General features: G+C 66.1%; 9 protein-coding genes and 1 tRNA gene. 5 read left to right on the top strand and 5 right to left on the bottom strand.

Annotation, left to right across the window (positions count from 1 at the left end):
- Window positions 1-135 precede the first annotated feature (135 nt).
- From rtcA to BM360_RS07890, 3 genes are all read right to left on the bottom strand, one after another.
- Window positions 136-1,167 (bottom strand): RNA 3'-terminal phosphate cyclase, encoded by a 1,032-nt coding sequence (gene rtcA / locus BM360_RS07900; RefSeq protein ID WP_093313096.1) that lies wholly within the window; start codon window positions 1,165-1,167, stop codon window positions 136-138.
- Between the two features lie 27 nt (window positions 1,168-1,194).
- Entirely contained in the window at window positions 1,195-2,421 is a 1,227-nt protein-coding gene (locus tag BM360_RS07895; protein ID WP_093313894.1) for an RtcB family protein, read from the bottom strand.
- Window positions 2,422-2,441: 20 nt separating this feature from the next.
- Window positions 2,442-2,518 (bottom strand) — tRNA-Pro (locus tag BM360_RS07890).
- 251 nt (window positions 2,519-2,769) lie between these two features.
- Between BM360_RS07890 and rtcR the strand changes: the two genes are divergently transcribed.
- Complete coding sequence (gene rtcR, locus BM360_RS07885; protein ID WP_093313094.1) at window positions 2,770-4,359, top strand: RNA repair transcriptional activator RtcR; 1,590 nt, start codon at window positions 2,770-2,772, stop codon at window positions 4,357-4,359.
- Between the two features lie 36 nt (window positions 4,360-4,395).
- On the opposite strand, the gene BM360_RS07880 is transcribed toward rtcR, so the two are convergent.
- On the bottom strand, window positions 4,396-5,943 hold the full coding sequence (locus BM360_RS07880; RefSeq protein WP_093313092.1) for an alkaline phosphatase D family protein: 1,548 nt from the start codon (window positions 5,941-5,943) through the stop codon (window positions 4,396-4,398).
- A 123-nt stretch (window positions 5,944-6,066) separates the two neighbouring features.
- Between BM360_RS07880 and BM360_RS07875 the strand changes: the two genes are divergently transcribed.
- Window positions 6,067-8,694: a TonB-dependent receptor gene (locus tag BM360_RS07875; RefSeq protein ID WP_093313090.1), complete on the top strand. Its 2,628-nt coding sequence runs from the start codon at window positions 6,067-6,069 to the stop codon at window positions 8,692-8,694.
- Entirely contained in the window at window positions 8,694-9,488 is a 795-nt protein-coding gene (locus BM360_RS07870; RefSeq protein ID WP_093313088.1) for a hypothetical protein, read from the top strand. The genes BM360_RS07875 and BM360_RS07870 overlap by 1 nt, the downstream gene beginning before the upstream one ends.
- Before the next feature lie 168 nt (window positions 9,489-9,656).
- On the opposite strand, the gene BM360_RS07865 is transcribed toward BM360_RS07870, so the two are convergent.
- The gene (locus BM360_RS07865; RefSeq protein ID WP_093313086.1) at window positions 9,657-10,370 is read right to left on the bottom strand and encodes an FCD domain-containing protein; all 714 of its coding nucleotides are present in this window, start codon (window positions 10,368-10,370) and stop codon (window positions 9,657-9,659) included.
- Window positions 10,371-10,558: 188 nt separating this feature from the next.
- Here BM360_RS07865 and BM360_RS07860 point away from each other — a divergent pair, with 188 nt between their 5' ends.
- Both BM360_RS07860 and BM360_RS07855 read left to right on the top strand, forming a co-directional pair.
- Window positions 10,559-11,701 carry an NAD(P) transhydrogenase subunit alpha gene (locus tag BM360_RS07860; protein WP_093313084.1) on the top strand — a complete coding sequence of 381 codons (1,143 nt, stop codon included), beginning with the start codon at window positions 10,559-10,561 and terminating at the stop codon, window positions 11,699-11,701.
- A 10-nt stretch (window positions 11,702-11,711) separates the two neighbouring features.
- The gene (locus BM360_RS07855) at window positions 11,712-12,002 is read left to right on the top strand and encodes an NAD(P) transhydrogenase subunit alpha part 2 (RefSeq protein ID WP_093313082.1); all 291 of its coding nucleotides are present in this window, start codon (window positions 11,712-11,714) and stop codon (window positions 12,000-12,002) included.
- The last annotated feature ends 2 nt before the right edge of the window (window positions 12,003-12,004 follow it).

Genomic DNA, 12,004 nt, shown 5'->3' with positions numbered 1-12,004 from the left:
CAGCGTCGTGGGACGCCTAGGCGAAAGGGCGAAGACCGCTGGCGCAAGCACCGCGATATGCGGTGAAGTCCAGCAATTTCTGTCTCCGATTGACTCGCCGGTGCCGGCGAAGGCGGGTCCGTTACTCCGAATTAGTTACGCGTGCAACCTGATCTTCTCGAGCGATACCAGGTGCGATCCACCATCCTGTTGCACGAAGCGGGTCGCACGGCCGGTGAACCGCTCGATGATCGCCGCGGCGGTCAGGCAATGCTGGCTGGGCTTCACCGTCGTGAAGCTGCCGCCGCCCGCAAGCGCGAACGGCAGCAGCAGCTGATCCGCCAGGTAAGGCCCGGCGAACGCACTGCTGCCAAGATAACCGCGCATGCGGCCGACTGCGGTCTTCGCGACCCGCTCTGCCGGCACGCCGAGCTGTCCGAACCCGCTCACGATCTCGGTCACATTCTCGAAGGCCGCCGTCAGCATCAGGAGGTTTCCCGGTCCCTGATCGGCCGGCAGCTCGCGGACATAGCATTCCCGCTCGCTCCAGCCGAGCGACTCCCGCGCGACGCCGATCTCCCGCTCGGCAATCTCGATGGGAAGCCCTGCAAACAACGCACAGGCACTGCGATCGAGCAGCGCGCCGCGCTCCGTGCAGTCGAGCGGGGAGAGCTGTGCCGGCGTAATATCCACCTCGATGCGCCCGCCACCCCGCGGGTAGAAGCCGTGGCGGACCAGCCTAGCTTCGACCCGCGGCCCCATGCGGTTGACGATCGGCAGAAACGCCTTCGTGATGAAGTCGAACGGCGGGGCCAGCATGTTGTGCGTGCCGCCTTCCAGCACCAGCCTCGACGGCTTGTTCGCGAGAACGAGCGGCATCAGCACGGTCTGGAGGACCAGCCCGGTGCTGCCGGCGGTGCCGACGGCAAAGCGATACTCTCCGGGCACGACGGTGCCCGGGCGGAACATCACCTCGGACGAGCCGACCGTCAGCCCCTCGCAGTCCGAGCCGCCGATGGTGCAGGCGGCCTCGATTGCCGTAACATGCTGGCGCATGAGGCCGGGCTTGGCGCGATTGGCGCGAACGTTGACAATCCTGAACGGCTCGCCCGTCACCAGCGACAGCGCGCACGCATTGCGCACGATCTGGCCGCCCCCTTCGCCTTCGGATCCATCGATTACGATCATGACGTCCTCTTCGGGTGGCGTGAAAAGCTAGCCTTTCACGCACACCACCTGCTTGAGCGTGTGGACGATCTCCACCAGATCGGCCTGTGCGGCCATCACGGCCTCGATAGGCTTATAGGCCTTGGGCGTCTCGTCGAGCACACCCGCGTCCTTGCGGCACTCGACGCCCGCAGTGTCGGCGACATGCTCCTCCAGCGTCACCAGCTTCTTCGCCGCGGTGCGGCTCATGACCCGGCCGGCGCCGTGCGAGCAGCTGTCGAACGACTCCGGGTTGCCGAGGCCGCGGACGATGAACGACTTGGCACCCATCGATCCCGGGATGATGCCGAGCGTCCCCTTCGCCGCACGCACCGCCCCCTTGCGGGTGACGAGCACATTCTCACCGAAGTGGTTCTCGCGCTGCACGTAGTTGTGGTGACAGTTCACCGCCTCCAGCTCCGCGTCGAACGGCTTGGCGATCTGCCCCCGCAGGGCACGAATGACGTTGGTCATCATCATGCGCCGGTTCAGCGCTGCGAAGTCCTGCGCCCAGCCGACCGCCTCGACATAATCGTCGAAATGGTCCGTCCCCTCCGGGAAGTAAGCGAGGTCCTGATCGGGCAGGTTGATGTGCCACTTGCGCATGTCCTGCTTCGCCAGCTCGATGAAGAAGCTGCCGATCGCGTTGCCGACCCCGCGCGAGCCCGAGTGGAGCATGATCCACACGCGCTGCGCCTCATCGAGACAGAGTTCGATGAAGTGGTTGCCCGTGCCCAGCGTGCCGAGGTGCACCAGATTGTTGGTGTTCTTCAGCCGCGGATATTTGTCGGTGATCCGCTGGAAGCGCGCAGCGAGCGTCGCCCAGGCTTCGACGATCTCGGCCGGGGGCGAGCCCCATGAGCCGGTGTCGCGCTTGCCGCGGCCGACCTCTCGCCCATGCGGCACCGCCTGCTCGGTTGCCGAGCGGATGCCCTCGAGAGTGTCGGGCAGGTCGCTTGCCATCAGCGAGGTGCGCGCCGCCATCATGCCGCAGCCGATATCGACCCCCACGGCCGCGGGGATCACCGCGCCCTTGGTCGGGATCACGGAGCCGACAGTCGCGCCGATGCCGACATGCACGTCGGGCATCACCGCCATGTGGCGGAAGATGAAGGGCATATGTGCGGCCTTGGCGAGCTGCGCCCGCGCCTCGTCCTCGACGGGCACGCCGCGGGTCCACATCTTGATCGGCACGCCGCCCTTGTCGTGAGCGTAATCATAGGTCGTCGTCGACATCGTCATTTCCCGTCGCAATCTGGTCAGGGTGGCTGGACTCGAACCAGCGGCCTCCCGCTTCCAAGGCGGGCACTCTGCGCAACTGAGCTACACCCTGTCGAACCTCTTGGGGGCGACCGGCCCATCCGATCGCCCCCGCCGGCTCCGCTGCCAGGAAGGTCGAAATCTCACCTTGCCTGACACCGGAAACACAGCATGAGGCGTGCCAAAAGCCTCCGCTGCGCGATCGACTTTGGCTAAGTCGCTGATCCCGTTGAAGATAAGACAATGGGCGGGGATGGCCACAAGGTCGCCTCTCCTGACCTTCATCGATCGACATGGATCATGGTTTATCCTACAGGATAGGAGATGAAACCGCTCGTCGTCATTGGCTTTCTCGGCTCGACCCTCGACGCCAGCAAGTTCGGCCCGACCCGCTGGAACAAGTGGCGGCCGACGGTCGGCTTGACGATGCACGAGGATCTCAGGGTCGATCGGCTGGTGCTGCTGCATGGCACCGCACACAAGCGGCTTGCGGATTACGTCACCGAGGACATCGCCTCGGTGTCGCCGGAGACGCGTGTCGAGCCGCACCTGCTCGACTTCAAGGATCCGTGGGACTTCGAGGAGGTCTATGGCAAGCTGCTCGATTTTGCGCGGAGCCACCCCTTCGACCCGGATGCCGAGGACTATCTCGTCCACATCACCACCGGCACCCACGTCGCGCAGATCTGCCTCTTCCTGCTCACCGAGGCGCATTACCTGCCCGGCCGCCTGCTTCAGACACAGCCGCGGCGCGGGGCGAACGACGGCGTCGGCACATGGACTGCGATCGACCTGGACCTGTCCCGCTATGACAGCATCGCGACCCGTTTCGCCATCGCCAGTGCGGAGAGCACGTCCTTCCTGAAATCGGGCATCGATACGCGCAACCCCGCCTTCAACCGCATGATCGACGAGATCGAGCGCGTCGCCGCGCGCTCACGTGCGCCGATGCTGCTGATGGGGCCGACCGGTGCAGGAAAGAGCCAGCTTGCCCGGCGCATCTACGAACTGAAGCGCCTGAAGCATCAGCTGAAGGGCGCCTTCGTCGAGGTCAATTGCGCGACGCTGAAGGGTGATGGCGCGATGTCGGCGCTGTTCGGACACAAGAAGGGCGCCTTCACTGGTGCCGCGGCCGATCGCCCCGGCCTGCTCCGCTCGGCCGATGCAGGCATGCTGTTTCTCGACGAGATCGGTGAGCTTGGGGTGGACGAGCAGGCGATGATCCTGCGCGCGATCGAGGACAAGCGTTTCCTGCCGGTCGGCGCCGACAAGGAAGCGGCAAGCGACTTCCAGCTGATCGCCGGCACCAATCGCGATCTGGCCCGCTGCGTGGCCGAGGGCACGTTCCGCGAGGACCTGTTCGCGCGCCTCAATCTCTGGACCTTCTCGCTCCCCGGCCTCGCCGATCGTCGCGAGGACATAGCCCCCAATCTCGATTATGAGCTGGAGCGCTTCGCCGAGCGCGAGGGCAGCCGCATCACCTTCAACAAGGAAGCGCGCGAGCGATATCTCGCCTTCGCCACCGCGCCGGACGCGCGCTGGTCGGGTAACTTCCGCGATCTCGCCGCCAGCATCACCCGCATGGCGACACTGAGCGACAAGGGGCGGATCGATGTCGGATGCGTCGGGGCCGAAACGGCGCGGCTGAGACAGCTCTGGGGCGGGCAGACGGAAGGCCAAAATGGTCTTGAGGGTTATCTTGCGCCTGAACAGCTGGACGCGCTGGATCCGTTCGACAGCGTGCAGCTGGCCCATGTCATCCAGGTCTGCCAGCGAAGCCGTTCGCTGTCGGAAGCGGGGCGGACGCTCTTCGCCGCGTCTCGCACCAAGCGGACTTCGGTGAACGATGCCGATCGCTTGAGGAAGTATCTGCATCGCTTCGACCTGACCTGGGAACAGATCGGTAAGAATTAGCATCCGGCCAGGCTCATACAGTTATAGGCCAACGCATCAGTCGTTGAGGATCTCCGGACTGCCCGTAGCAACCCTGAAGCGCGCGAGATCATAGGCCCGCGTCGCAGCCTGGTTCGGATCGGCGATGGCACGGAAGGTGATGTCTGCGCCGGTCGCGGTCAGATCGACGCGTCCGTAACCACGCACCTCGTTGTTTGCGAAGCGATAGGCATCGCTCTCGGATGTGTTCGCCCGCAGCAATGTGTCACCCGCAAAGGTGGTGATCGAACCGCCGACAAAGCAGGGCGCGATCGTGCGCTCGGCGGTGCGCAGCTCGCTCGCCACGAAGGCGTGGATGTCGCCGCCGATGACCAGCGGATTGTTGGTGCGGTGGCGCTGCCAGGCGGCCAGCACGCGGTCGCGCGTCGCGGCATAGCCGTCCCAGGTGTCGACCGTCTGCAATCGCCTGGATCCGCTCGGCATATCGGGATCACGCCGCGGATAAGGCGTCATCTGGGTTTGCTGGGCCAGCACGTTCCAGCGCGCGCGCGAGGTGGCGAGCGATCGGTCCAGCCAGCGTTCCTGCGCGGTGCCGAGCAGCGAACGCGTCGGATCGGCGAGTTCGGGGCAGGGCGGGACGAGGCTCGGCCCCTCGCGATGCTCGGTCATGAGCTGCCGCGGATGGCAGGCGCGCGGCGAGCGATATTGCCGATCGTCAAGGATCTGGAAGCGGGCGAGCTGCCCCCAATCGAGTGCGCGGTATAGCCGCATCGACGCATGTTGGGGCCGTGCGCGCCGCCGCAGCGGCATATATTCGTAATAGACCTGATAGGCGGCGGCGCGGCGGCGCGCGAATATCGCCGGATCGCTATTCTGCTGATCGAGCAGCCCGGCATAATCATTGGCGACCTCGTGATCGTCCCACGTCACGAGCCAGGGGGCGGCGGCGTGCGCTGCCTGCAATTGCGGGTCGAGCCGGTAGGTGGCATAGCGCACGCGATAACCGGTCACGTCCATGCACTCGGGATTGAGGTGCACGCGGATCGTGCCGACGGACGGCTTTGCTTCGTAGATGTAGTCGCCAAGGAAAAAGATCAGATCGGGATCGTCGGCGACGGCGTTGGCCCATGCGCCGTAATAGCCATTTTCGTATTTCTGGCAGGAGCCGAAGCAGAAGCGAAGCCGCTCGGGCATCTGCCCTGGCGCCGGTGCGGTTCGCGTCCGTCCGAGCGCGCTTGCCTCTCCTTCCGCGACGAAGCGATACCAATAAGGCCGATCCGGCGTGAGGCCGGACACCTCGACATGCACCGAATGTCCCAGATCCGGCTCCGCCCATGCCTCACCGGAGCGGACCGGGCGGCGCGCGGCTTCATCGGCGAACATCTCCCAGCGGACGGGCACGCGCCGCCGCGGCATGCCGCCATCGGGCTGGAGCGGTTTCGGCGCGAGCCGTGTCCACAGCACCATGCCGTCCGCCACCGGCTCGCCCGAGGCGACGCCGAAGGTGAACAGCCGCTCAGTGCCGAGTGCCGAGGCACGGCCATAGGCAAGCAGCGCAGGCGCCGCGGCGAACCCGGCGAGAGCGGTGCGTCGATCGATCAGCATCACGGCAGGCTAGGGCGACGGCGTTGCAGCAGCGTGACGCGCGGCTTCACCGCACTGCAACATGGACGACCCCGCCCCGTCACACCCCGCTCCTAGCGGGGCGCCAGAAGCAAAGGGGCCAACATGAAATCCGTAATCGTCCGCAGCGCGGTGGCGCTGATGCTGGCGGGCGTCTGCCAGACGCCGCTGCTCGCGCAGGAACCGCTGTCGCAGGATGCTGCGCCCGGCGAGGGCAAGGATCTGCCCGCGGATGACGAGGTGATCGTCACCGGCCAGCGCGAGGCGCAGCGCGCGGCCCGCGCCGTGAAGCGCGAGGCGTTCGCCATTTCCGACGTGATCTCGTCCGACGATATCGGCAAGCTGCCCGATCACAATACCGCCGCAGCGCTCCGCCGTATCCCCGGCGTGTCGGTGCAGGAGGATCAGGGCGAGCCGCGCTTCCCCGTCCTGCGCGGACTGTCCTCCACCTACAACCGCACCACGGTGGACGGCGCGATCGTCTCGGGCGTGGACGAGAGCGGGCGCACCGTGCCGCTCGACATCGTGCCCTCGGTGATGGCCGGCCGCATCGAGGTGATCAAGACGGTGACGCCGGAGAATGACGCCAATGCGATCGGCGGCATCATCAATATCGAGACGCGCTCCGCCTTCGACGCGCGGCGTGATTTCTTCTTCAACGGCATCGCATCCTACGGCGTCTACGAGCAGCATGGCGACGTGCGCAACGACAAGCCGTCGATGCGCCTCGCCTTCGCGACCGGCGGTCGCTTCGGCGCGGACGAGCAGTGGGGCGTCGTCATTGGCGGCAGCTTCGAACAGCTTGACTACGACATTCCGCAGATCGAGGTCGCAAGCCCGTCGGTGCGCGAATATACGGCCGCGGGCGCGCCGGTGAATTCAGGCGATCCGCGCGGCAACGGCATCCAGGTGCCGACGCAACTGCGCCTGTTCTATTACAACAACACCAAGCAGCGGGCGGGCGCGAACGCCAAGATCGAATATCGTGGCGAGACGTTCAAATGGGGCGTGAGCGGCATCTTCGCGCGCACCGAGGATGACGAGGAGCGGATAGAGTTCCGCACCGAGCCGCTCACCTCCGGCGCGCTCGGCACCGTGCGCGACCAGACGCCGACCAGCGGGCGCTTCACTGGCGGGCGCAACATCATCCAGCTCAACCAGCCGATCACCAAGCGCCGCATCATCATCGGCCGGACCGAGGCGGAGTGGAAGCCCACTGATCAGGTGACGATCGATGGCGATGCCATCTATTCGCAAGGGCGCCTGCGCGTGCCGAACGAATCGATCGAGTTCCGCACGCGCGATACGGAGGCCGGCAATTACGCCTTCACTTACGACACGTCCGACTTCTATCCGGTCTTCACCCCGCTGAACTCGACCGCGAACCGCAACCCGGCAAATTTCTACCTCCAGCAGCAGCGCATCGCCGAAACGCGGACGCTGGAGAAGAGCGGCCAGTTCCGCCTGAATGCGGCGTGGGACGATGGCGAAAAGATCAAGCTCAAGACGGGTGGTGTCTATCGCACCACGCGGCGTGATTTCGCCAACCGCCAGACCGATTATACGGCCGGCACCGACTTCAACTACACGCTCGATCAGGTGGATGTGCCGGGGCCCGACAAGCTGATCCGCGGCGAGTATCTGCTCACGCCACGCATCGGCGTGCGCGAATATCAGGACTTTTTCGAGGCCAACCGCTCAAGGTTCCGCGAAGCGGTACGGGCGAATACTGGTGACTACCGCGTCGATGAGGACGTCTATGCCGGATATCTGCAAGGCAGCGTCAAGCTCGGCAACCTGACCCTGCTGGCGGGTCTCCGCTATGAGCGCACCGAGGTCGACACGGCCGGTATCCGCGTTCAGGGCAACACCGCCACGCCGATCAGGGAGAGCGGCAGCTACGACAATTGGTTGCCCGGCGTGCATCTGCGCTGGGATCTGAACCCGTCGATGGTGGTGCGCGCCGCCTATACCAACACGATCGGCCGCCCTGACTATGGCTCGATCACCGCGACATCGACGCTTGCTTTCGATGGCAGCCAGCCGCGGCTCTCCATCGGCAATCCCGGGCTGAAGCCACGCCGCAGCCGCGGCTTCGACCTGAGCTTCGAGGCGTATCCTCGCGACGGCCTTGTCTCGATCGCAGCGTTCAGCAAGTCGATCCATGACGAAATCTTTACCCTGACCGGCGTCGAGACGCTGGATGTCGGTCGCGGGCCCGAGCAGGTCATCGTCACCACGCCGCAGAATGCCGAGACTGCCCGCATCCGCGGTGTCGAGATTGCAGCACAACAGGCGCTCACCTTCCTGCCCGATCCGCTGAGCGGCTTCGGCGTCAGCGGCAACGTCACGCTGATCGATTCCAAGTTCACCTTTCTCACCGCGGTCGGGCCGCGGCGCACCGGCTTGATCCTCCAGCCCGACGTGACCGGCAACGCCTCGGTCTACTATCAGAAGGGCAAGTTCGAAGCGCGCGTCTCCTACAATTACATCGGCGGATTCCTCGAAACGGTCAACGATACCATCCCGAACGCCGACCAATATTGGAAGGGGCGGACCACGTTCGATGCCAACATCAGCTTCCGCATCACGCCGCAACTGACGCTGTACGCCGAGGGACAGAACCTGTCCGACGCCGGCCGGCGCGAGCTGGTCGGACCGAACAAGGCCTATCTCCAGGAGTCGGCCGAATATGGGCGCACCTTCTTCGTCGGCGTGACGGCAAGCTTCTGATGATGCTCGCCCTTGTGATCGCGTTGCAGGCCGCCGCAGCGCCCGCCTTCGACGGTGTCGCGCAGACGCTCCGCCGCCTCCCTGCGGCGGAGGCACGGCAGGGCGTCGCGGCCGGCCGCCGCGATCTGTACGCGATCGCCAATTACAGGATTGCGCGGTACGACAAGCGCACCGGGGCGAAGCTTGCCTCGTGGGAGGGCGATCCCAAGCGGTTTCCGCACATCAACAGCTGCGCCGTCATCAAACAGGATCTCGTCTGCGCCGCATCCAATTACCCGGCAGTGCCCCAGGCCAGTTCGATCGAGTATTTCGATCCGCGCACGTTGGCCCATCGCCGCTCGGTCTCGCTCGGGCAGGAAATCGGATCACTGACGTGGGTCGACCGGCATGACGGTGCGTGGTGGGCGATGTTCGCCAACTATGATGCGAAAGGCGGCGAGCCGATGCGCGATCACCGCTATACCCTGCTGGTCCGCTTCGACGACGCGTGGCGGCGGACGGAGAGTTGGGCGCTGCCCGGCTCGATCCTCGAGCGGATCGCGCCGATGAGTATCTCAGGCGGCGGCTGGGGCCCGGACGGGCGGCTCTACCTAACGGGACACGACAAGCCCGAACTCTACGCGGTCACTTTGCCGAAGGGCGGTGCAACGCTCGATCACGTCGCCACCTATGCCGTCGCCGCCGAAGGACAAGCGATCGATTGGGACGAGCGCGCGCCGGGCACGCTTTATGGAATTGCGAGGAGGGGCGGCGAGATGATCGAGATGCGGGTGCCCGTCGCTCGCAAACGATAATCGAGCGGATTCAAGGTCGGCACGGCATAACCTCTTTTCGCGCGGCCGCTCGTCGGGGCGCTGGTCCCGCGCGCCGAAGTCTTGGCTGCCGCGCAAGGCGGTGACCCGTGCGGCGCCGCACCCAAATCGACGCAGGAGCTCCGCCGCGAGCAGCGCGCACAGGCGGCGCTACGCCTTTACGTCGAGCCTGCGCATGATCTCGCTGCGGCGGCGCTGCGCCTCGAAGCGTGCTCGTTCGACATCGCCGTCGATGATCGCGGAGATGATCGCGCGCCGCTCGCGCTTCCAGCGCTGACGGCCTTCTGCCCCGCCATAAACGGGGCCGCGAGGGTAGTCCGCGTAATGGTGCACGGCGACGCGCGACAGCAATTCCATCAGCGGGCGATCGACCATCAGATAGAGGATGTCGAGCATGCCCTGATCGAATGCGCCCCGCTCCCGTGCGGTGTTGCGCTGGTCGATCGTCTCGGCAAGCGCGCCGAGCTGTTGCTTGAGCGCCCGGTCCGTCGCCGATGCGGCGGCCGCCATCAGCTCGCAATCGAGCAAGGTGATGATGTCGATCGCCTCCGGATGCGCCGAGTGGCGCATCGCCAGAAAGCCCGAGATTGCGCGGCTGAGCCCCTCGGCATCGGGCCGCGTGCCATAATAGCCGCCGCCGGGGCCGCGACGGACCCGGAGGAAGCCCTCATGCTCCAGCACGCGCGCGGCCTGCTGAACCGTGACGATGCCGACGCCCAGTTCCTTGGCCAGGTTGGGCAACGAGCCGATCTGGGTTTCGGGCGGCTGTGCGACGATCATGTCGCGCAACCGCGTAACCGCCGCGGTGACCACGCCCTCGCGCGTGCCCTGCTTTCGGCCGTTTCCGCTGTCCCGTGCGCTCATGCCCGCCGTTTAGCCGCTTCCTCAGCAAACTGCACCACTTAGCGCTCGCGGGAAAAACATGCACATTTTGCTAGTGGACCTGATTAGCCGCATGTATTAGCAAGCAGCAGTCAGGCAATGGTGTGCGCATAACTCATGCGGCACGTGTGCCATGGCGACTGCGGGCAGTCGCCTGGAAGGGGGGAAGGATGCCGACGATCGCTGTGCTCGGCGAACGCGCCATGGGGGAGCATCGCGTCGCCATGACGCCTGCAGCGCTCGCGCGGTTTGCGAAGCTTGGATTCGCCGTTCTGATCGAGGCTGGTGCCGGCGCGCGCGCGGGCTTCGCCGACGCGGCCTATGCCGCAGGTGGCGCGACGATCGTGCCGCGCGAGGAGGCGCTCGCCTCGGCCGACGTGGTGCTGGCGGTCCGTCCGCCGCAGCCGGCGGACCTTGCCGGCGTGAAGCAGGGTACCAAGCTGATCGGCGGCCTTGCGCCCTATGCCGATGCCGCGCGGCTTGGCGGCTATGCCGGGCTCGGGATCGACGCCTACGCGCTTGAGCTGTTACCGCGTACCACGCGCGCGCAGGCGATGGACATTCTCTCCAGCCAGGCGAACCTCGCCGGCTATCACGCGGCGGTGCGCGCCGCGACCGAGCTCGACCGCTGCCTGCCGATGATGACCACCGCCGCGGGCTCGATCCCCGCGGCCAAGGCCTTCGTCATGGGCGTGGGGGTCGCCGGCCTCCAGGCGATCGCCACTGCGCGGCGGCTGGGCGCGATCGTCTCCGCGACCGACGTGCGCCCGGAAGTGCGCGAGCAGATCCAGTCGCTCGGCGCCAAGCCCGTCTTCGAGGAGATCCGCGAGGGCGACGAGGTGACCAAGGCGGCGGGCGGCTATGCCGGCGAGATGAGCGAGGGCTATCGCCAGCGCCAGGCCGCGCTGGTGAGCGGTCACATCGCCGCGCAGGACATCGTGATCACCACCGCGCTGATCCCCGGCCGGCCCGCGCCCAGGCTCGTCAGCGACGCGCAGCTCGCCAGCATGAAGCCGGGCAGCGTCATCGTCGATCTCGCCGCGGAAAGCGGCGGCAATGTCGAGGGCAGCGTGGCGGGCGAGACGGTGGAGCGCCACGGCGTCAAGATCGTCGGCCTCGTCGACGGCGCGTCGCGGCTGGCGGTGGACGCGTCCAACCTGTTCGCGCGCAACTGCTACAATTTCATCGAAGCCTATTGGAACAAGGCGGACAAGGCGCTGGCCATGCCCGCCGACGATGCGCTGATCGCGGCGACCTTGCTCACCACGGGCGGCCACATCGTGCATCAGCGCTTCGCGCCAGCCGCAGCCTGAGGGGAAGCACATGGACGCGCTCAATCCCGATTATGTGTTCGTCTTCCTGCTGGCAGGCTTTCTCGGCTTCCAGCTGATCAAGAAGGTGTCGCCGCTCCTCCATTCGCCGCTCATGTCGCTGACCAACGCGATCGCCGCGGTGGTTATCGTCGGTGCGATCGCGGTGACGGGCGAGGCAGGCGCAACGCCGCTCGCGCGCACGCTCGGCTTCATCGCGGTGTTCTGCGCCACGGTGAACCTGGTTTCGGGCTTCATGATCACCGATCGCATGCTCAAGATGTTCAAGCGAAAGGGGAGCTGATC

This window comes from Sphingomonas jatrophae, assembly GCF_900113315.1.
GTDB classification, from domain to species: Bacteria; Pseudomonadota; Alphaproteobacteria; order Sphingomonadales; family Sphingomonadaceae; genus Sphingomonas_P; species Sphingomonas_P jatrophae.
This window is presented reverse-complemented; position numbering and strand designations above follow the sequence as displayed.

Bases quoted from the DNA above. Each gene is read 5' to 3' on its own strand.
- BM360_RS07860 (WP_093313084.1), top strand. From the start codon at position 10,559: ATGCCGACGATCGCTGTGCTCGGCGAACGCGCCATGGGGGAGCATCGC.
- rtcA (WP_093313096.1), bottom strand. From the start codon at position 1,167: ATGATCGTAATCGATGGATCCGAAGGCGAAGGGGGCGGCCAGATCGTG.
- BM360_RS07855 (WP_093313082.1), top strand. From the start codon at position 11,712: ATGGACGCGCTCAATCCCGATTATGTGTTCGTCTTCCTGCTGGCAGGC.
- BM360_RS07865 (WP_093313086.1), bottom strand. From the start codon at position 10,370: ATGAGCGCACGGGACAGCGGAAACGGCCGAAAGCAGGGCACGCGCGAG.
- BM360_RS07870 (WP_093313088.1), top strand. From the start codon at position 8,694: ATGATGCTCGCCCTTGTGATCGCGTTGCAGGCCGCCGCAGCGCCCGCC.
- BM360_RS07880 (WP_093313092.1), bottom strand. From the start codon at position 5,943: ATGCTGATCGATCGACGCACCGCTCTCGCCGGGTTCGCCGCGGCGCCT.
- rtcR (WP_093313094.1), top strand. From the start codon at position 2,770: ATGAAACCGCTCGTCGTCATTGGCTTTCTCGGCTCGACCCTCGACGCC.
- BM360_RS07875 (WP_093313090.1), top strand. From the start codon at position 6,067: ATGAAATCCGTAATCGTCCGCAGCGCGGTGGCGCTGATGCTGGCGGGC.
- BM360_RS07895 (WP_093313894.1), bottom strand. From the start codon at position 2,421: ATGTCGACGACGACCTATGATTACGCTCACGACAAGGGCGGCGTGCCG.